At 73.1% G+C, this 19,824-nt stretch carries 18 protein-coding genes; 7 read left to right on the top strand and 11 right to left on the bottom strand.

Annotated features, from left to right (window positions below; genetic code table 11):
- Nucleotides 1-51: 51 nt before the first annotated feature.
- Nucleotides 52-927 (bottom strand): hypothetical protein, encoded by an 876-nt coding sequence (locus tag GA0070611_RS26800; RefSeq protein WP_091673490.1) that lies wholly within the window; start codon nt 925-927, stop codon nt 52-54.
- A 55-nt stretch (nt 928-982) separates the two neighbouring features.
- On the opposite strand from GA0070611_RS26800, the gene GA0070611_RS26795 reads away from it, so the two are divergent.
- On the top strand, nt 983-2,227 hold the full coding sequence (locus GA0070611_RS26795) for a DNA recombination protein RmuC (RefSeq protein WP_231921233.1): 1,245 nt from the start codon (nt 983-985) through the stop codon (nt 2,225-2,227).
- 83 nt (nt 2,228-2,310) lie between these two features.
- Entirely contained in the window at nt 2,311-5,613 is a 3,303-nt protein-coding gene (locus GA0070611_RS26790) for a S8 family serine peptidase (protein ID WP_091670268.1), read from the top strand.
- Nucleotides 5,614-5,686: 73 nt separating this feature from the next.
- On the opposite strand, the gene GA0070611_RS26785 is transcribed toward GA0070611_RS26790, so the two are convergent.
- Both GA0070611_RS26785 and GA0070611_RS26780 read right to left on the bottom strand, forming a co-directional pair.
- On the bottom strand, nt 5,687-6,085 hold the full coding sequence (locus tag GA0070611_RS26785; RefSeq protein WP_091670265.1) for a hypothetical protein: 399 nt from the start codon (nt 6,083-6,085) through the stop codon (nt 5,687-5,689).
- 41 nt (nt 6,086-6,126) lie between these two features.
- Nucleotides 6,127-7,113 carry a 4-hydroxy-3-methylbut-2-enyl diphosphate reductase gene (locus tag GA0070611_RS26780; protein WP_091670262.1) on the bottom strand — a complete coding sequence of 329 codons (987 nt, stop codon included), beginning with the start codon at nt 7,111-7,113 and terminating at the stop codon, nt 6,127-6,129.
- A 97-nt stretch (nt 7,114-7,210) separates the two neighbouring features.
- Here GA0070611_RS26780 and xseA point away from each other — a divergent pair, with 97 nt between their 5' ends.
- A complete protein-coding gene (gene xseA / locus GA0070611_RS26775) occupies nt 7,211-8,446 on the top strand; it encodes an exodeoxyribonuclease VII large subunit (RefSeq protein WP_091670257.1) in 1,236 nt (411 codons plus the stop codon).
- A gap of 13 nt (nt 8,447-8,459) precedes the next feature.
- Complete coding sequence (locus GA0070611_RS26770) at nt 8,460-8,672, top strand: exodeoxyribonuclease VII small subunit (protein ID WP_091673487.1); 213 nt, start codon at nt 8,460-8,462, stop codon at nt 8,670-8,672.
- A gap of 37 nt (nt 8,673-8,709) precedes the next feature.
- On the opposite strand, the gene GA0070611_RS26765 is transcribed toward GA0070611_RS26770, so the two are convergent.
- From GA0070611_RS26765 to GA0070611_RS26755, 3 genes are all read right to left on the bottom strand, one after another.
- A complete protein-coding gene (locus GA0070611_RS26765) occupies nt 8,710-9,552 on the bottom strand; it encodes a hypothetical protein (protein WP_091670254.1) in 843 nt (280 codons plus the stop codon).
- A gap of 221 nt (nt 9,553-9,773) precedes the next feature.
- Nucleotides 9,774-10,580, bottom strand: a complete 807-nt coding sequence (locus tag GA0070611_RS26760) for a hypothetical protein (protein WP_091670251.1) — start codon at nt 10,578-10,580, stop codon at nt 9,774-9,776.
- A 114-nt stretch (nt 10,581-10,694) separates the two neighbouring features.
- Nucleotides 10,695-11,441, bottom strand: coding sequence for a DUF4245 domain-containing protein (locus GA0070611_RS26755; RefSeq protein ID WP_091670247.1), 747 nt, complete (start codon nt 11,439-11,441; stop codon nt 10,695-10,697).
- Nucleotides 11,442-11,600: 159 nt separating this feature from the next.
- On the opposite strand from GA0070611_RS26755, the gene glpX reads away from it, so the two are divergent.
- Both glpX and GA0070611_RS26745 read left to right on the top strand, forming a co-directional pair.
- Nucleotides 11,601-12,632 (top strand): class II fructose-bisphosphatase, encoded by a 1,032-nt coding sequence (glpX, locus tag GA0070611_RS26750; protein ID WP_091670240.1) that lies wholly within the window; start codon nt 11,601-11,603, stop codon nt 12,630-12,632.
- Nucleotides 12,629-13,633, top strand: coding sequence for a DMT family transporter (locus tag GA0070611_RS26745; protein ID WP_091670237.1), 1,005 nt, complete (start codon nt 12,629-12,631; stop codon nt 13,631-13,633). Before glpX ends, GA0070611_RS26745 begins: the two co-directional genes overlap by 4 nt.
- On the opposite strand, the gene GA0070611_RS26740 is transcribed toward GA0070611_RS26745, so the two are convergent.
- Nucleotides 13,596-14,516, bottom strand: coding sequence for an NAD-dependent epimerase/dehydratase family protein (locus GA0070611_RS26740; protein ID WP_091670234.1), 921 nt, complete (start codon nt 14,514-14,516; stop codon nt 13,596-13,598). The two genes, GA0070611_RS26745 and GA0070611_RS26740, sit on opposite strands and share 38 nt — an antisense overlap.
- Before the next feature lie 134 nt (nt 14,517-14,650).
- Here GA0070611_RS26740 and GA0070611_RS26735 point away from each other — a divergent pair, with 134 nt between their 5' ends.
- Complete coding sequence (locus GA0070611_RS26735; RefSeq protein WP_091670230.1) at nt 14,651-15,343, top strand: TetR/AcrR family transcriptional regulator; 693 nt, start codon at nt 14,651-14,653, stop codon at nt 15,341-15,343.
- Between the two features lie 18 nt (nt 15,344-15,361).
- Here the strand turns inward: GA0070611_RS26735 and GA0070611_RS26730 are convergent, their stop codons facing one another.
- From GA0070611_RS26730 to GA0070611_RS26715, 4 genes are all read right to left on the bottom strand, one after another.
- Nucleotides 15,362-16,330 carry an NAD(P)/FAD-dependent oxidoreductase gene (locus GA0070611_RS26730; RefSeq protein ID WP_091670227.1) on the bottom strand — a complete coding sequence of 323 codons (969 nt, stop codon included), beginning with the start codon at nt 16,328-16,330 and terminating at the stop codon, nt 15,362-15,364.
- Nucleotides 16,331-16,416: 86 nt separating this feature from the next.
- Nucleotides 16,417-17,097 (bottom strand): rhomboid family intramembrane serine protease, encoded by a 681-nt coding sequence (locus tag GA0070611_RS26725; protein WP_091670224.1) that lies wholly within the window; start codon nt 17,095-17,097, stop codon nt 16,417-16,419.
- 118 nt (nt 17,098-17,215) lie between these two features.
- Nucleotides 17,216-17,902 carry an aggregation-promoting factor C-terminal-like domain-containing protein gene (locus tag GA0070611_RS26720; protein WP_091670220.1) on the bottom strand — a complete coding sequence of 229 codons (687 nt, stop codon included), beginning with the start codon at nt 17,900-17,902 and terminating at the stop codon, nt 17,216-17,218.
- 276 nt (nt 17,903-18,178) lie between these two features.
- Nucleotides 18,179-19,591, bottom strand: a complete 1,413-nt coding sequence (locus GA0070611_RS26715) for a PhoH family protein (RefSeq protein WP_091670217.1) — start codon at nt 19,589-19,591, stop codon at nt 18,179-18,181.
- Nucleotides 19,592-19,824: the final 233 nt, after the last annotated feature.

Genomic DNA, 19,824 nt, shown 5'->3' with positions numbered 1-19,824 from the left:
GCCCGAACGAAAGGCCCCGGCCACCCGGCCGGGGCCTTCCTCACGGGTGGGTCACCAGTCGCCGCCGCCGAAGTCGCCGCCGCCGAAGTCCCCACCACCGAAGTCGCCACCACCGAAGTCGCCGCCGCCGTAGTCACCGCCGCCGGAGAAGTCGCCGGCGTAGGTGCCGCCGGCGTAGTCGCCGCCGCCGGACCAGTCGCCCTGGTCACCGGCGAACTGGTCCCCGCCGCCCTGGTCGCCGAAGTCGCCGCCCTGGTCCTGGCCGTCGTCGAAGCCGTCGTTGAAGCCCTCCTGGTAGCCGGCCTCGTAGCCGTAGCCCGGGTCGGCGAAGGCCGGGGAGAAGAGCGCGTCGGCGATCAGCATGCCGCCGAGCACCCCGGCGCCGGCGCCCAGCGCGGTCTTCCACCAGGGCGTCGAGTACCAGCCGGCCGGCACCGGCCGGCCCTGGTAGTGCCCGCCCGGGTAGTAGTACGGGGTGTGGCTGCCCGGCTGCGGACCGGCCCGGAACGTCTGCCCCTGCACGTTGACCTCGCGCTCCTTGGTGAGCTGGCCGACGCCCCGGGCACTGGCCAGCGGCGGCAGCGCCGGGCCGGGGTCGATGCCCATCGCGGTGCGCGCCGCCCGGATGTAGGTCAGCCCCTCCAGCGCCGTCTCCCGGGCCAGGGCGAACTGCTGCGGGGTCCGGGCCTGCTCCAGCTGTGAGCCGGCCGCGTTGTACCGCTCCCCCGCGTCGACCAGCGCCTGCCGGACCGCCGGCTGGTCACCGCTGAGGTTCATCAGCTGACCGCCGAGCCGCTCGTACCAGCGCTGCGCCTCGGCACGGGCGTCGGCCAGTTCGGTGGCCCGCCGGGACCTGCTACCCCACCGCCAGAACACGAACGCACCTCCGAGCATCAGGACCAGGACCACCCACAGGGCAACCTCCATGACCTCGACCGTACCCAGCGGGCGCACGTCGTACCCGTTTGGCAAGCTCTCTGCCATGACCTTCTCGACCGTGGTCGTGGTGCTGCTCTGCCTCGCCACGGGTGGCGCGCTCGGCTGGCTGGCCGCCCGGTCCCGGTCGGCGGCCGAGATCGCCCGGCTGGCGGCCACCCTGGCCGCCACCCGGGAGGGCGAGGGGCGGCTGGAGCAGTCCATGCGGGCGCTCAACTACGAGGCGACCGCCCAGTCGCAGGAGGCCGTCGCGCGGGCGGTGGCCCCGCTGCACGAGACCCTGCGCCGCTACGAGCAGCGCGTCACCGAGCTGGAGCGGGACCGCGTCGACGCGTACGCCGAGCTGCGCGAGCAGGTCCGCGCCATGAGCAGCGTCTCCGGCGAGCTGCGCACCGAGACGAAGCAGCTGGTAGCCGCGTTGCGCGCCCCGCAGGTACGCGGCCGCTGGGGCGAGCACCAGCTGCGCCGGATCGTCGAGGCGGCCGGCCTGCTGGAGCACTGCGACTTCAACGAGCAGGTCACCGCCGCCACCGACCACCAGGGGGTCCGCCCCGACCTGGTGGTCCGGCTGCACGGCGGCCGGACGGTGGTGGTCGACGCCAAGGCGCCGTTCGACGCGTACCTGACCGCGATGGAGGCGCGCGACGAGCGGGGGCGTGACAGCCAGCTCGACGCGCACGCCCGGCACCTGCGCGGGCACGTGGACGCGTTGGCCGCCAAGTCCTACTGGGCCGCGTTCGACCAGAACCCGGAGTTCGTGGTGCTGTTCGTGCCGGCCGACCCGTTCCTCGACGTGGCGCTGCAACGCGACCCGACGCTGCTGGAGCACGCCTTCGCCCGCAACGTGGTGCTGGCCACGCCGGCCACCCTGGTGGCGCTGCTGCGCACGGTGGCCTACTCGTGGCGGCAGGAGGCGCTGGCCCGCAACGCCGCCACCGTGCACTCGCTCGCCCGCGAGCTGTACGGCCGACTGTCCACTCTCGGCGACCACGTCGGCAAGCTCGGTGCGTCGCTGGGCGGGGCGGTCACGGCGTACAACCGGGCGGTGGGTTCACTGGAGGCGCGGGTGCTGGTGAGCGCCCGCAAGCTGGCCGAGCTGGGCGTCTCCGACCAGGACCTGGCCGTGCCGGCGCAGGTCGAGCTGACGCCCCGGCAACCGCAGGCCCCGGAGCTGCTCGACGAGCCCTCCACATCGGCCGAACGGCCAGCGGGCTTCGACGTTCCACATGCCGTACGTGACGATGACGGTCGACAAGCGTCACGGACCGGTCACAAATCTACTTCGGAGTAGTGACAGGGATCAGTGTGCCGCGAAGGATCACGGTCACACGTGCCCTGCTCCCTGAAGGGCCCTGTTCTCTGGAGGAAGAGAACGTGAGTCGACCCCGCAACCGGAGCCGGCGTACCTCCGCCGCGCTCTTCGCCTCGGTCCTGGCCGCCGGGGCCATGACCGTCGGGGGTGGCGCCGCGACCGCGAGCGCCGCTCCCGTCCCCGCTCCCGACGCCGCGCAACCCACCGCGACCGAGGCTCTGGGCGCGCACGACGCCAAGCTCCTGGACGAGGCGGAAGCCAAGCACGCGCCGACCGTCACCCTGATCATCTCCGCCAAGAAGGGCTCGGCCGGGAAGGTCGCCGACGGTCTCGCCGACCTCGGCGCCTCGGTCAGCCAGCGGTACGACCAGGTCGGCTTCCTGCTGGCCAAGGTGCCGACCGCGAAGGTGATGAAGGCCGCCACGCTGCCCGGCGTCTCCGCCGTCGACCTGGACGAGACCATCAAGCTGCCGGACCCGGCCGCCGAGGTGGCCCCGGCCGGCGCGACCACCGCCGAGCAGGGCGAGACGCTCGCCGGCCCGGGCGCCGACACGGGCGCGGTCAACCCGTACATGCCGACCAACGAGACCGGCGCGGAGGCCTTCAAGGCCGCCCACCCGACCTGGGACGGCCGGGGCGTGACCATCGGCATCATGGACTCCGGGGTGGACCTGGACCAGCCGGCGCTGCAGAAGACCACCACCGGCGAGCGCAAGATCGTCGACTGGGTCACCGCCACCGATCCGCTGGAGGACGCCTCCTGGCGGCCGATGGCCACCGAGGTGACCGGCCCGACCTTCACCAACACGTTGGGCACCTGGACGGCGCCGGCCGGCACCTACAAGTTCAACGTGTTCCGGGAGAACATCACCGCGAACGACGAGGCGCGGGGCGACGTCAACCGCGACGGCGACACCACCGACTTCTGGGGCATCCTCTACAACCAGGCCACCGGTGACATCTGGGTGGACGCCAATCAGAACAAGGACTTCACCGACGACGAGCTGATGCGGCCGTACAAGGAGAAGTTCCAGGTCGGCCACTTCGGCACGGACAACCCGGCCACCGCGGTGCGGGAGCAGATGCCGTTCGTGGTCGAGTACCGCAAGGACGTGGACATCACGCCGGCCGACGGCAAGCCCGGCCCGTTCTACGACTACGTGAACATCGGCATCGTCGAGGCCACCCACGGCACCCACGTCGCCGGCATCACCGCCGCCAACGACATGTTCGGCAACAGCGTCTTCGACGGCGCGGCCCCCGGCGCCAAGCTGGTCTCGGCCCGGGCCTGCTCGTGGGGCGGCGGTTGCACCGCCGCCGCGCTCACCACCGGCATGGTGGACCTGGTGGTCAACCGCAAGGTCGACGTGATCAACATGTCGATCGGCGGCCTGCCGGCGCTGAACGACGGCAGCAACGCCCGCTCCGAGCTCTACAACACCCTGATCACCACGTACGGCGTGCAGATGTTCATCTCGGCCGGCAACTCCGGCCCGGGCCTGAACACCATCGGCGACCCGTCGGTGGCCGGCAACGTGGTCAGCGTCGCCGCGAGCGTCAGCAAGGACACCTGGCTGGCCAACTACGGCTCGGTGGTGCGCAAGCAGAACGCGATGTTCAACTTCTCCTCGCGCGGCCCGCGTGAGGACGGCGGCTTCAAGCCGAACATCACCGCCCCCGGCTCGGCCATCTCCACCGCGCCCACCTGGCTGGCCGGTGTGCCGGTCCCCGAGGCCGGCTACCCGCTGCCCCCGGGCTACCAGATGCTCAACGGCACCTCGATGGCCTCGCCGCAGGCCGCCGGTGGCGCCGCGCTGCTGCTCTCCGCCGCCAAGGCCACCGGCACGGCGGTCACCCCCGCCGCGCTGCGCCGGGCGGTCTACAGCTCGGCCCAGCCGATCGAGGGCGTCGCGACGTACGCCCAGGGCTACGGCATGCTCGACGTGCCGGGCGCGTGGGACCTGCTCGCCGGCGGCGTGCAGACCCGCGGCTACCGCTCCGAGGCCCCGGTCTGCACCGAGCTGTCGGCGAACCTGACGAAGTACGACCCGGACAGCGGCACCTTCCAGCCGAACCCGAACGTCGGCACCGGCATCTACAACCGCTGCGCGATCGGCAAGGGCGGCCAGCAGGTCAAGGAGGCCCGGCACTACGAGGTCAAGGTGACCCGGACCAGCGGCCCGGACCGGACCATCAAGCACGCGATCGCCTTCCGGGGCAACGACGGCACCTTCTCGGCGCCGAAGATCGTGCCGCTGCCGCTCAACCAGACGGTCACCATCGACGTGAAGGCGAAGCCGGCCAGCACCGGCGCGCACGGCGCCATCATGACCATCGACGACCCGGCCACCTCGGTGGTCGACTTCGAGGTCTCCACCGTCGTGGTCGTGCCGCACCAGGTCTCCGCCCCGGCCTACTCGTTCAGCGCCGAGGGTTCGGTCGACCGGAACAGCTACACCTCGTACTACGTGACGGTTCCGGAGGGCGCGGGCGCGCTCCAGGTCAACCTCTCCGGCATCGCCACCGGCTCGCAGACCCGGTTCATCGCCTTCAACCCGTACGGCGTGCCGGTCGAGAGCACCGCGAGCACGGGCTGCTACACCAACTTCTCCGACGCCGCCGTCTGCAAGCCGCAGGAGCGGGACTACCGGGACCCGATCCCGGGCGTCTGGGAGATCGAGGTGGAGGCCCGGCGTACCTCGCCGAGCCTGGACAACCCGTTCGAGCTGCAGGCGCGGGTGCAGGGCGTCAAGGTCGAGCCGGCCGTGGTCGAGCTGCCGTCGGTGACCGCCGGCACCCCGTCCGACGTCACCTGGGGCCTGACCAACACCTTCGGCCCGGTCCGGGTGAGCGGCGTCGGTGGCCCGCTGGCCAGCGTGCGTACCGAGCGGCCGAGCATCAACCAGGGCGCCAGCCAGGAGTACCTGGTGGACGTCCCGGCCGGGACCACCTCGTTCACCGCCCGGATCGGCAACCCCTCCGACCTGGGTGCCGACCTCGACCTGTCGGTCTTCCTCGGGGCGACCCGGGTGGGCCAGTCGGCCGACGGTGACTCGGAGGAGGCCGTCACGCTGAACAACCCGGCCGCCGGCACCTACCGGGTGGTCGTGCAGGGTTACGCGGTCGCCGCGGGCGGCACCGCGTACGACTACCGGGACTCGTTCTCGTCCCCGGCGCTGGGTCAGCTCTCCGCGCCGAGCACGCCGCTGTTCCTGGCCAACGGCGCCACCGCCAACCTGACCGGTTCGGTGACCGCCCTGTCCGCCCCGGCAGCGGGCCGGGAGCTCTACGGTGACCTGGCCGTCACCACGGTCGAGGGCGCGGTCGTCGGCCGCGGCTCGGTGGCCGTCGGCACGGTCAACTGACCGGTACGCCGAAAGCGGGAAGCCCCGCCCCCGTCACGGACGGGGGCGGGGCTTCCCCGTTGTCCGGGCCCGGTCAGGCGGGCCGGACGCTCTCCACCACGAACGGGGTGCCCTGCTGGCAGGTGGTCATCAGGCCGGGCTGGGCGTGGCCGGTGACGCTCACCCTGGCGCCCGCCTTCACCGAGCCGCGCGGCGCGCCGACCAGCAGGTGGCCGTCGAGCAGCAGGCAGTTCGGCTCCACCCCCTGCTCCACGGTGCCGGTCAGGGTGGTGGTGGCACCCGCCGACGTGCCCTTCGAGGGTCTCGGGTCGACCGGGTCGAGCGGGTCGGTCGGTGAGACGCTCGGGTCGGGCGCGCTGGTCATCGGGGCTCCCGTCGATCCGGGGCTGGTGGGGTCGGTGGCCGGGGCGGCACAGGCGGTCAACGCCGCGCAGACCACCAGCGCGGCGAGCACCGTCCGAGGGGTGTCCATGCCCGGTTGGACGCGCCCGACCGACGATCCGTTCCGCCCGGTCAGCCGCGCGCGGCGGCCGCCTTCAGGTCCCGCTTGAGCTCCTGCGGCAGCGAGAAGGTCAGCCGCTCGTTGGCGGTGGTGATCTCCTCGACGTCGGCGAAGCCGCGCTCGGCCAGGTGCGCCAGCACCTCCTGGACCAGCTCGTCCGGCACGCTCGCGCCGGAGGTCACCCCGACGGTACGGGCGTCGGCCAGCCAGGCGTCGTCGATCTCGTGGGCGAAGTCGACCAGGTGCCCGGCGCGGGCGCCGGCGTCGAGGGCGACCTCGACCAGGCGTACCGAGTTGGAGGAGTTGCGCGAGCCGACCACGATCACCACGTCGCAGTCCGGCGCGATCTCCTTGACCACGTGCTGCCGGTTGGAGGTGGCGTAGCAGATGTCGTCGCTGGGCGGCGACTGGAGCAGCGGCAGCTTCGTCTTGAGCCGGGCCACCGTCTCCAGCGTCTCGTCGACCGACAGGGTGGTCTGGGACAGCCAGACGACCTTGCTCGGGTCGCGCACGGTGACCTTGTCGACGCCGTCCGGGCCGTCCACGAGCTGGATGTGCGCGGGAGCCTCACCGGCGGTGCCGATGACCTCCTCGTGCCCCTCGTGACCGATCAGCAGGATGTCGTAGTCCTCGGCCGCGAACCGGCGCGCCTCCTGGTGGACCTTGGTCACCAGCGGGCAGGTCGCGTCGATCGCCCGCAGCGAGCGCTCGCGGGCCTGCTCGTAGACTTCGGGGGCGACGCCGTGCGCGGAGAAGATCACGGTGGCGCCCTGGGGCACCTCCTCGTTCTCCTCCACGAAGATCGCGCCCTTCGCCTCCAGCGTCTGCACCACGTGCTTGTTGTGCACGATCTGCTTGCGGACGTAGATCGGCGCGCCGTAGAGCTTCAACGCCTCCTCGACGGTCTGCACCGCCCGGTCCACGCCCGCGCAGTAGCCGCGGGGCTTGGCCAGGAGCACGCGCTTGCCGGTCCGGGGGGTCGTCTCAGCGTCAGTCACCCGACCATCGTACGCGGGCGGACCCGCCGCCCTCGGGGCCGGCGCGGGCGGCGGCGGGCTGCTCGGTGGTGTCGGGGGCGGGCCGTAGGGTGGGCGGATGAGCGAGGGTGGGCAGGGTGGCGGCGACGCGGGGCGGAGCACGTCGGAGGAGCCGTGGCCGGTCCGCGTGGTCAGCCAGAAGATCGGCGCCTGGATCGCCCGGCTGGGCTGGGTCTGGGTGGACGGCCAGGTGGCCCAGATCAGCCGCCGGCCGGGTGCCACCACCGTCTTCCTGACCCTGCGTGACCCGTCGGCCGACCTCAGCCTCACCGTCACCACCAACCGCGACGTGCTCGACGCCGGCGCGCCCGAGCTGCGCGAGGGCGCCCGGGTGGTGCTGCACGCCAAGCCCGAGTTCTACGCCGCCCGGGGCACGCTGAGCCTGCGCGCCGACGAGATCCGCCAGGTGGGGCTCGGTGAGCTGCTCGCCCGGTTGGAGAAGCTCAAGAAGCTGCTCGCCGCCGAAGGGCTCTTCGACCGGGCCCGCAAGCGCCGTCCGCCGTTCCTGCCCGGCCGGATCGGGCTGATCACCGGTCGGGCCTCGGCGGCCGAGCGGGACGTGCTGACGAACGCGCGGCGGCGCTGGCCGGCGGTCGAGTTCCGCACCGTGAACGTGGCCGTGCAGGGCCCTTCCGCCGTGCCGCAGATCATCGACGCGCTCAAGGTGCTCGACGCCGACCCGACGGTCGACGTGATCGTGATCGCCCGGGGCGGTGGCGGCATCGAGGACCTGCTGCCCTTCTCCGACGAGGCGCTCTGCCGGGCGGTGTTCGGCTGCCGTACGCCGGTGGTCAGCGCGATCGGCCACGAGACCGACACGCCGCTGCTCGACTACGTGGCCGACGTCCGCGCGTCCACGCCGACCGACGCCGCGAAGCGGATCGTGCCCGACCTGACCGAGGAGGTCCGCCTGATCGGGCAGGCCCGGTCCCGGCTGGAGCGGGCGGTCCGCAACCTGGTCGACCGGGAGTCGCACCGGCTCGACTCGCTGCGGTCCCGCCCGGTGCTGGCCCGGCCGCAGGTGATGGTCGACCAGCGGGCGGTCGAGGTCACCGCGTTGCGGGACCGGGCCGGGCGCTGCCTCGACCACCGGCTCGGCGCGGCCGGCGAGGACCTGCGGCACACGCTGGCCCGGTTGCGGGCCCTCTCCCCCGCGGCGACCCTCGACCGGGGGTACGCGATCGTCCAGCGCGCCGACGGGCACGTGGTCCGGGCCGCGTCCGAGGTGACCAAGGGCGACGCGCTGCGGGTCCGCCTCGCCGAGGGCGAGCTGAGCGCGACCGTGGACGGCTGATGGAATGGGTGCGATGACTGACGAGAAGCAGGACGAGCAGCTCAGCTACGAGCAGGCCCGGGCCGAGCTGGCGCAGGTGGTCGAGCGGCTGGAGGCCGGCGGCACCGCGTTGGAGGAGTCGCTGGCGCTCTGGGAGCGGGGCGAGCGGCTCGCCGCGGTCTGCCAGCGCCGGCTGGACGGCGCGCGGGCCCGGATCGACGCGGCCCGGCAGCGCGCCGAGGAGTGACCGGCGGGGCGGCCGGAGCCGCCCCGCCGTCGCGGACTCAGTTGAACAGGTTGTAGAACTCCGGCGGCGCCTCGACGACCTGGTCGGCCGGCGGCTTCTGCGCGGCGGTCGCGTTGCCGTAGTCGGTGTACGTGATCTTGATGTCCTGTGCGGCGCTCTGCCCGGCGGCCGGCACCTGGAGCACCATCTCGCTGAGCCGGCCCTGCGGGTCGACCTTGGCGGTGAACGGCACCGTCTTCGCCTGCGCGCCCAGCGCGGTGATCACCGCCGGGTCGAGGGAGCCGGCCTGGGCCGCCTTCGACACGTCGACGGTGCCCGCGTACGCGCCCTCGCCGGTCTGCCGGACCTCGGTGATGCCCTGGGTCAGCACGGCGCTGCCGGCCGGGTCGAGCTGGTCGAAGTCGAAGCCGAGCGCCCGGTTGCCCTTGATCCGGGTCTGGTCGAGGTGCTGGTACTTGCCGAGGTTGAGCTTCTGCACGCCGGGGATGCTGCTGGCCGCCTTGCCACCCAGCTCCACCTTGACGTAGCTGTCCGGCTTCATGTGGATCAGGTCCAGCTTCATCATCAGGTCGGAGGACGGGTCACCGATCGTCATCCGCATCTGCGCGCTCTGGCTCGGCTCGTGCACCTGCCCCTCGGCGGTGGAGCCGGCAGCGGTCATGCTGAACTTGAAGTTGCCCTCGCGGATCGCGTTGGTGGAGTTGAGCAGGGCCTGCTTGGCGTCGCTGCTGCCCGGCGTACCGCTCGGGGCGATGCTGCCGGAGACGGTCGGGGACGCGGAGGCCCCCGCCTCGCCGGTCCCGGTGCCGTTGCAGGCCGTCAGGCCCGGGATGAGCAGCGCCGCGGCGAAGGCCGCCGCGCTGAAGCGTCGAATCTTCACGTGAACCTCTCCAGGTGGGTCGTCCGGCCCACTCAGGTGCCGGAGGCGTGGCGGCGCCGCAGCCCTGACGCCGGCTCCGGCGCACGAGCCCCGTCCGGCCGCGTTGGCGGCCCCCGGTCGGCCCGTGCCCTCTTCTGTTCCCTGAAGCGGTGTTGCGCAATCCCTGTCCGGTACGACCCCGCCGGGTGGGGACGGACGCGCCGCCCCCACCCGGGCCCGGATCAGGACTGGAACATCTTGTAGACCTGCTCGGAGGCCTCGACGACCTGGCCGGCCGGCGGCGCCTGCACGGCGGTGGCCGCGCCGTAGTTGGCGTAGGTGACGGTCACGGTCGAGGCCGGGGCGCTGCCGGCGGCGGGCACCTGGACGGCGAACTCGCTGAGCCGGCCCTGCGGGTCGAGCTTGGCGGTGAACGGCACGGCCTTGGCCTTCTCGCCGAGGGCCTTGACCGCCTGGGCGTCGAGCACCTCCGACTCGGTGGCCCGGGTGGCGTCGATGGTGCCCGCGTAGGTGCCCTCACCGGTCTGCTTGACCTCGGTGATCGCGTTGATCATCTTGTCGCTGCCGGCCGGGTCGACGTCGGAGAAGTCGAAGTTCAGGTTCTTGGCGTCCTTGATCCGGCTGCGGTCCAGGTGCTGGTACTTGCCCTTCATCGCCTTGAGGCTGGGCACCGAGTCGGCCATCGAGCCGAAGTCCATCTGGACCCAGCTGTCGGTGTCGATGAAGACCAGGTGCATCTTCATGTCGTCGGCGGCCTGGCCGCTGTTCAGCTTCATCTCGGCGCTCTTGGAGGGCGAGTGCACGGTGCCCGCGCCGTTGAGCTCACCGCCACCGAGGGTGAAGGTGAAGTTGCCCTTCTTGATCTCCTCGGTGGAGGCCAGCAGGGCCGCCTTCGGGTCCGCCGGGGCGGCCGGGGCGCTGGACGTGCTCTCGGCGGTCGGCGAGCCGGACTCGGTCTTGCAGGCGGCCAGACCGGGCACGAGCAGGGCGGCGGCGAGGACGCCGACGCTGAACCGTCGAATGTTCACAATAGTTCTCTTTCCGGTGAGCTGTCCGGACACGTCACGTGTGCCGGTTCGGCAAAACCGGGGCAGCCTAACCCACCGGTCCGACGACCGGGGGCCACCGGAACGCCGGACGGATCAGCGCAGCGACCGCGCGAGCTGCCGTAGTTCCTGCTCACCGGCGTCCCCGACCACGATCACGGTCCGGTTCGGCTCCAGCAGGACGAAGGCCTGTTCGTTGTCCCGGGCGGTCCAGCGCTGCCAGGTCCCACCGGGCAGGTCGGCCGGCCCCTGCGCCTGGCCACCCTTCAACTCGGTCGGCAGCAGCTTCTCGGGCGGCACGTTGCTCTGCACCAGCTGCGCGCCCCGGCCCTCCGGGGTCAGGTAGCCGATCCGCAGCGTCGCCCCGCCCGGCTCCGCCCGGTAACGGGCGTTGACCGTACGCCAGTCCGAGCCCAACCCCTGCGGCTCGCTGACCGGGAAGGCGTTCGCGGACCGGGCCTCCGCCACGGCCGGCGCGGGGTCGACGGTGGCCGGCGCGTCCCCGCCGAGGAAGCCCCGGTAGAAGGCGAGCAGCAGCACGATCGGCACCAGCAGGATCAGCAGCGACAGGGCCATGTCGCGGGGCGACCGCTCGGACCGTCCCTTCTCCTTGCGGGCGGGCGGCGCGGGCTGGTCGCCGGAGACGGCGGGGTGGCTGCTCGCCCCACCCCGGGCCGCGCCCTCGACCGGCTCGACCAGGGCCGGCTCACCCGCGTCGACCAGCGGCGCGGGGCCGGACGGCCCGGCCGCCGCCGGCTCACCGGCGGCGGAGGAGACCGGCGGTTGGCCGTCCGGCGGGGTGGCGTCGGTCGGTACGCGGTCGGCAGGCTGTGCGGGTTCCACCCGACCATTCTCGCAGCCGTGCGGGTGACGTGATCCTGGCCTCCTCCGCCCCGCTCCCGCCCCGAACCTGAGATCGTGTGAGGATCAGCGACAAAACCGGCGGCGGCGACGGCCGTGTCCCGCCGGTCCACCCCGCAACGTCGCGAGGAGGAAGCCGTCATGACAACCACCAGGACGCGAACCCCCCAGGATCTCGACCGCAACCTCGCGCTCGACCTGGTCCGGGTCACCGAGGCCGCGGCGATGGCCGCCGGGCGCTGGGTCGGCCGGGGCGACAAGGAGGGCGGCGACGGGGCAGCCGTCGACGCCATGCGCAAGCTGATCAACTCGATCCCGATGCGCGGGGTCGTGGTGATCGGCGAGGGCGAGAAGGACAACGCCCCGATGCTCTTCAACGGTGAGGAGGTGGGCGACGGGACCGGTCCCGAGGTGGACGTGGCGGTCGACCCGATCGACGGCACCACGCTGATGAGCAAGGGCATGCCGAACGCCCTCGCGGTGCTCGCGGTGGCCGAGCGCGGCGCGATGTTCGACCCGAGCGCCGTCTTCTACATGGAGAAGCTGGCCGTCGGCCCGATGTACGCCGACGTCGTCGACATCAACGCCGGGGTGGCCGAGAACATCCGCCGGATCGCCAAGGTCAAGGGCTCCGACACCGCCGAGGTGACGGTCTGCGTGCTGGACCGGCCACGCCACGACGACCTGGTCAAGCAGATCCGGCGGACCGGGGCGGGCATCCGCTTCATCTCCGACGGCGACATCGCCGGCGCCATCGCGGCGGCCCGCGGCGAGTCCGACATCGACGTGCTGATGGGCATCGGCGGCACCCCGGAGGGCATCACCGCGGCCTGCGCGCTCAAGTGCATGGGCGGCATGCTCCAGGCGAAGCTCTGGCCGAAGGACGCCGAGGAGCGCGAGAAGGCGCTCGCCGCCGGGCACGACCTGGACCGGGTGCTGCTCACCGACGACCTGGTGACCGGCGACAACTGCTTCTTCGTGGCCACCGGCGTCACCTCGGGCGACCTGCTGCGCGGCGTGCGCTACCGGGCCGGCGGGGCGTACACCCAGTCGATCGTGATGCGCTCCAAGAGCGGCACCATCCGGGTGATCGACTCGTACCACCGGCTGGAGAAGCTCGCCCTGTACTCGTCGGTCGACTTCGACGGTCGTCCGCTGGCCGAGCAGGAGTGACCGCGACCGGGACGGCGGCACCGCCGGTGCTGTCCACCACGCGGCGGATCGCCGGCGTCGGGCTGGCCACCGCCTCCGGCGTCGCGGTGGCCGTCCAGTCCCGGATCAACGGCGAACTCGGCGTACGCCTGGCCGACGGGATCGCCGCCGCGGTGGTCTCGTTCGGCCTGGGCCTGCTGATCCTCCTGGTGCTGGTCCCCGCCCTCCCCGGTGGCCGGCGGGGACTGGTCGCCCTGCGGGCGGCGCTGCGGGACGGCTCGCTGCGGCCCTGGCAGTGCCTGGGCGGGGTCTGCGGCGCGTTCCTGGTCGCCACCCAGGGGCTGACCATCGGCACGCTGGGCGTGGCGGTCTTCACCGTCGCGGTGGTGGCCGGCCAGTCCGGCAGCAGCCTGCTGGTGGACCGGGCCGGCCTCGGCCCGACCGGGCGGCAGCCGGTCACCCCGACCCGGCTGGTCGGCGCGGCGCTCACCGTGGTGGCGGTGCTGCTGGCCGTCGGCGACCGGCTCGGCGACCCGAAGGCCCTGGCCCTGGCCCTGCTGCCGCTCGCCGCCGGGGTCGGCATCGCCTGGCAGCAGGCGGTGAACGGCCGGGTACGCGGGGCCGCCGGCAGCGCGATGACCGCCACCCTGGTCAACTTCACCGTCGGCACGGTGGCGCTGCTGGTCACCCTCGCCGTGGACCTGGCGGTCCGGGGCCGGCCGGCCGGGGCCTTCCCGGGCGAGTTCTGGCTCTACCTGGGCGGCCCGATCGGCATCGTGTTCATCGCGCTGGCCGCCGCGATCGTCCGCTTCACCGGGGTGCTGCTGCTCGGCCTGGCCACCATCGCCGGGCAGATCGTCGGGGCGGTCCTGCTCGACGTGGTGCTGCCGACCAGCGCGTCACACCCGGGTCCGGCCACCTTCCTGGGTGCCGCCCTCACCCTCGTCGCGGTCCTGGTCGCCGCGCTCGGCACCGGCCGTCCGGTCAGCCGGCCCGCAGACCGGCCACCGTCTCCCCGATGACCCGGTCCAGCGGGGTCGGCGCGATGCCGAGGGTGGCGGTGGCGGCGGTGGAGTCCATCACGAACGGCCGGTCGAACTGGTACGCGGTCTCGCGCAACTCCCGGACGAACGGGCTGACCACACCGGCGAGCCAGAGCACCGGGTAGGGCATCCGGGTCAGCCGTGGCGCGGGCGCGCCGGCCCTGGCCGCCACCGCCGCGGCCAGCTCCCGCACCGGCACCGCGGGCGCGCTGGGCACGTGCCAGACCCGCCCCCAGGCCCGCTCGTCGGTCGCGGCGGCGACCAGGGTACGGGCGACGTCCGGGACGTACGTCCAGGTGTGCGGGGCGTCGTAGTCGACCGGCAGGAACACCCGCTGCCCGGCGAGCACCCGGGGCAGCACCATCATCACCAGCGAGGTGCCGCCCACCCCGATGTAGTCCGAGCCGCGCACCTCGGTGGCCCGGACCCGGCCGGCCCGGTGGGCGGCGAGCGCGTCCGCCCACATCCGGTTGCGGACCTGCCCCTTGACGCCGGTGGCGGCGGCCGGGGTCTGCTCGGTCATCGGGGCGTCGACCGGCCCGTACCCGTAGAGGTTGCCGACGGTGGCGAGCACCGCGCCGGTCCGCTCGGCGGCGGTGAGCAGCGCGCCGGCCAGCGGCGGCCAGTCCAGCGACCACCGGTGGTACGCCGGGTTGGCGCAGTTGTAGAGGGCGGCGGCGCCCTCGGTCAGCGTGCCGAGGCGCTCGGCGTCGGCGGCGTCGGCGGCGACCCGCTCGACGGCGGGGTGGTCCGGGCCGGTGCCGCGCCGGGTCACCACCCGCACCCGCTCGCCGCGCTCGGCGAGGAGGTGGGCGGTGGCGGTGCCGACGGGGCCGGCGCCGACGATCACGTGCAGGGCCATGGGGCCACCCTTCGAAGCAGTCATCCAATACGAGAGCACTGCTCTCGGAAGAGAGCATGACCCACACGGCGACCCGCGTCAAGAGCAGTGCTCTCGGTTTTGATTGGCGCTCTCAGGCGTGGCAGAGTGGAGCCATGGTCGCTCCCTCGCTCCGCGCCCGGGTCCGCGCCAGCATGATCGAAGAGATCAAGGCGGTGGCCCGCCGCCACCTGGCCAGCGACGGCGCCAACCTGTCGCTGCGCGCGGTCGCCCGCGACCTGGGCATGGTCTCGTCGGCGATCTACCGCTACTTCCCCAGCCGCGACGAGCTGCTCACCGCGCTGATCCTGGAGGCGTACGACGCGCTCGGCGACGCGGTGGAGGCGGCCGACGCCGGCGTCGACCGGGCCGACCTGCGCGGACGCTGGCACGCGGCCTGCCGGGCGGCCCGGGCCTGGGCGCTCGCCCACCCCGCCGAGTACGCGCTGCTCTACGGCAGCCCCGTCCCCGGGTACGCGGCCCCCGACGAGACGGTCGCCCCGGCCAGCCGTCCCCCGCTGACCCTGATCGGCATCCTGCGCGACGGGGTGGCCGACGGTCGGCTCACCGCACCCGCCGACGACCTGCCCGCACCGCTGCGCGCCGACCTCGCCGAGCTGGCCGCCGGCCTGGCGCCGGGGCTGCCCGAGGGGCTGCTGGCCCGGGGCATGGCCGGGTGGACGCAGCTCTTCGGGCTGATCAGCTTCGAGCTCTTCGGCCGGATCAACCGCGCCCTGCCGCACCGCGACGAGTACTTCGCGCACCAGACCGGCCTGATGGCCGACCTGATCGGCCTGCCCGCCGCGTGACCCGGGCGGCCGGCCCGGTCAGCTCCCGTCCGAGGAGTGCCCGGGGAACAGGTGCGCGGCCGGGTCGATGGCGACCGCCGCGTTGTTGACCGCCGTGGCCGCCTCGCCGAACCCGGTGGCGATCAGCCGCACCTTGCCCGGGTACTCGGTGATGTCCCCGGCCGCGAAGATCCGGGGCAGGTTGGTCGCCATCGCGCTGTCGACCACGATGTGCCGCCGGTCGAGCTTCAGCCCCCACTCGGCGAGCGGCCCCAGGTCGGCGGTGAAGCCGAGCGCGGCGACCACCGTGTCCACCGGCAGCGTCTCCACCGCGCCGCCGCGTACGGTCAGCTCGGCGCCGGTGACCTGGTCCTCGCCGAACAGGCGGGTCACCTCGGCGTTGACCACCACCCGCACCGGGGAGGCGGCGACCCGGGCCACGGTCGAGGCGTGCGCGCGGAACTTCTCCCGCCGGTGCACCAGCGTCACCGACCGGGCGATCGGGGCCAGCGTCACCGCCCAGTCGAACGCCGAGTCGCCCCCGCCGACGATGAGCACGTCCCGGCCGGCCAGCGCGGCCGGCTGCGGCACGAAGTAGACGATCCCGGTGCCGAGGAAGCTGTCCGCGACCGGCAGCGGCCGGGGCGAGAAGCTGCCCAGCCCGCCGGTCACCACCACCGCCCCGCAGTGCAGCTGCTCGCCGCCGGCCAGCCCGAGCACCGGCCGGCCGTCGAGGTGGGAGAGCTTCTCGGCCCGGGTGCCGAGCAGGTAGTCGGGCTGGAAGGGCGCGGCCTGGGCGACCAGGTTCGCCACCAGGTCGCGGCCCTTGATGGCGGGGAACCCGGCCACGTCGAGGATGAGCTTCTCCGGGTACATGGCGGTCACCTGCCCGCCCGGCTCCGGCAGCGCGTCGACCACCGCCACGGACAGCCCCCGGAACCCCGCGTAGTACGCGGCGAAGAGCCCGGTGGGACCGGCTCCGATCACGGCCAGATCGACCTCGCGCATGGCGTACCGTCACTTTCGCCTAACGGATCAACGCATGTTGATCCCGACGGTAGGCCCCGGGCCGCGCCCGGGCAAGCACATCCCGGTTACGCGTCGACGCCCGGTCGGGGCAGCGTGACGGTGGGTGGCCCGAGCGGCTCGGGCTCCGTCGGCTCGACCCGCCGGCGGCGGAACAGGACCGCCGCGACCACCCCGCCGAGCAGCCCGAACAGGTGCCCCTGCCAGGAGATGCGCTCGTCGGTGGGAAGGATGCCGAGCAGCTGCCAGCCGTAGAGCAGGCCGACCAGCAGCACCACCGCGAAGTTCCACCAGCTCCGCTCGACCACGCCCCGGGTGAGCAGGATGCCGAGGTAGCCGAAGATGACGCCGCTCGCGCCGACCACCACCGAGTTCGGTGAGCCGGTGAACCACACCCCGAGCCCACTGACCAGGATGATCACCATGGTCGACCAGAGGAACCGGCGGGTGCCGGCGGCCAGCACGAAGGTGCCCAGCAGGATCAGCGGGATGCTGTTGCTGTAGAGGTGGTTCCAGCCGGCGTGCAGGAACGGCGAGAAGATCACCCCGTCGAGGCCCTGGATCCGGCGGGGGATGATCCCCGCGGTGACGTCGAGGTCGGCGTGCAGGCCGACGTCGATCGCCTCGATCAGGAAGAGGACCGGCACCACCGCGCACATGGCGACGAAGGCCCGGCCCAGGGAGGCGTAGAACGCCTCGGTGCCGAACCGTCGGGGGTCGCCGCCCGTCGGGCCGCCCTGCCAGGTCACGTACCAATGGCTATCAGCAATCCGGCCCGGCCGCCACCCGGGCGGCGCGTCGCGCCGGAGGAGATACGACGGCGGGGCGGGTGGTCGCCCACCCGCCCCGCCGTCGTCGTCGCTCCGATCAGTACCAGCCGCTGCTCTCCGAGTGCTGCCAGGCACCGCACGGGTCGTCGTACCGGCCCTCGATGTAGCCGAGGCCCCACTTGATCTGGGTGGCCGGGTTGGTCTTCCAGTCGTCGGCGACCGAGCCCATCTTGCTGCCCGGCAGCGCCTGCGGGATCCCGTAGGCGCCGGACGACGCGTTGTAGGCCTTGTGGTTCCAGCCGCTCTCCCGGGTCCAGAGCTTGTCCAGACAGGGGAACTGGTCGATCTTGAAGCCCTCGTCCAGCATGATCGCGCAGCCGGTCCGCCGGTTGCCGCTGTACTCCTCGCAGGAGGCCGGGATCGGACCGTCGAACGGCTTGGTGGTGGTCGCCGCCTTGGCCGCGGCCTCCCGCTCCTTCTTGCGGGACGCGGCGGCCGCCTCGGCCTCCTTGGCCCGCTGGGCGGCCTCCTTGGCCGCCTCGGCGGCCCGCAGCTTGGCCTGGTACTCGGCGGCCCGCTGCTTGGCCGAGTTCAGCCGGTGGTCGGCCTGCCGGTCACGCTGGTACGCGTACTCCGCCACGTCGACCTGCTGCCCGACCTGCGCGGTCAGGCCCTGTTGCTGGGTCTGTCGGTCCTCGCCCAGGTAGAAGCCACCGGCGACGCCCACGGAGAGCAGTGCGACAGCAGCCGTACGGGCGCCGAACCGGCTCCACAGCCGACTCACGAAGTGTTCCCTTCGTCGGGGGCAAGGTCACGACGCGACACGTGGCCGTGCTTCGCCACGCCGGCGTCGCGAGCGCCCCGACCCCGTGGTCGCAGCCGACGCACCGGGTGTCCGTGACGTCCGCCGGGTCTGTGGCGAACGATGTCGGACGATCTCTCCGGGGCGCGAGCGCTCGATGGACACCATTGCGCACAGTGAGGCGGTTGGGAAACCAAGGCGGCGTTTTGTGATCTGCGCCACAAGATGAACACCCGTAAATTCGGACAAAAAACCTGGTCAGAGCGGGATGTCCTCCAACAGATCCGTGACCATCGCGGCGATCGGAGAACGCTCCGAACGGCTGAGCGTGACATGTGCGAAGAGCGGATGACCCTTCAGCGCCTCGATCACCGCCGTCACCCCGTCGTGCCGCCCCACCCGGAGGTTGTCCCGCTGCGCGACGTCGTGGGTGAGCACCACCCGGGAGCCCTGGCCGATCCGGGACAGCACGGTGAGCAGCACCCCGCGCTCCAGCGACTGGGCCTCGTCCACGATCACGAAGGCGTCGTGCAGGCTCCGGCCCCGGATGTGGGTCAGCGGCAGCACCTCCAGCAGGCCGCGCGAGGTGACCTCCTCCAGCACGTTCTCGTGCACCACCGCGCCGAGGGTGTCGAAGACCGCCTGCGCCCAGGGCGACATCTTCTCCGTCTCGGAGCCCGGCAGGTAGCCCAGTTCCTGGCCGCCGACCGCGTAGAGCGGGCGGAACACGATCACCTTCTTGTGCCGCCGGCGCTCCATCACCGCCTCCAGCCCGGCGCAGAGCGCCAGGGCGGACTTGCCGGTGCCGGCCCGACCGCCCAGCGAGACGATCCCGATCGACTCGTCCAGCAGCAGGTCCAGCGCGACCCGCTGCTCCGCCGAGCGGCCGTGTACGCCGAACGCCTCCCGGTCACCGCGGACCAGCCGGACGGTCTTGTCCGGCAGCACCCGCCCGAGTGCCGACCCGCGCCCGGAGTGCAGCACCAGGCCGGTGTGGCAGGGCAGCCCGGCGGCGCCGTCGAGATCGAGGGCCTCGCCCGCGTACAGCCGGGAGATCTCCTCCTCGGCCAGCTCCAGCTCGGCCATGCCGGTCCAGGTGGGGTCGTTGGCCTGGCCGTGCCGGTACTCGTCGGCCCGCAGGCCGACCGAGGCCGCCTTCACCCGCAGCGGCATGTCCTTGCTGACCAGGGTGACCTCACGCCCTTCGGCGGCGAGGTTGAGCGCCACGGAGAGGATCCGGGCGTCGTTGGAGCCGGTGCGGAAGCCGGCCGGCAGCACCCCGTCGTCGGTGTGGTTGAGCTCCACCCGCAGGGTCCCGCCCTGCTCGTTGGCGGGCACCGGCCGGTCGAGCCGGCCGTGCGTCACCCGCAGCTCGTCGAGCATGCGCAGGGACTGGCGGGCGAACCAGCCGAGTTCCGGGTGGTGCCGCTTCCCCTCCAGCTCGGAGATGACCACCAGCGGCAGCACCACCTCGTGCTCGGCGAAGCGGTGGAACGCCGCGGGGTCGGAGAGGAGGACCGAGGTGTCCAGGACGAAGGCCTGGCCCGCTGGTCGGGGCTCCTCGGCGTCGGCCGGGGCGACAGCCGCACGGCGGCTGCGGGTGGTCCGGCGGGTCGTGGCGGTCGCGGCCGGGGTCTGGTCGGCACCGGCAGAGGTACGGCGAGTGGTCACGGGCCTGCTCCGCGGATGGGCACCCGGCCACCCGAGTTCCGCCTCTTCCGGTGCCCGGTGGACACGGGGTCGGATGCGGGCCCCGTGCGCGAGGTCGCAGGTCCGGGCTGTCCGGCTGGCCCGGGAAAACCCCGTGCCATGGCTAGACGCTAGCGGCGTTTCCGGGTGTCGGCTAGTGGTGGCGGTGGATCATCCGCACCGGGCACGGCGGAGCCGGCCGGGATGCATGCCCC

It is taken from the genome of Micromonospora auratinigra (genome assembly GCF_900089595.1).
GTDB classification, from domain to species: Bacteria; Actinomycetota; Actinomycetes; order Mycobacteriales; family Micromonosporaceae; genus Micromonospora; species Micromonospora auratinigra.
Note: the sequence above shows the minus strand (reverse complement) of the source record. Positions and strands in the feature narration are given on the sequence as shown.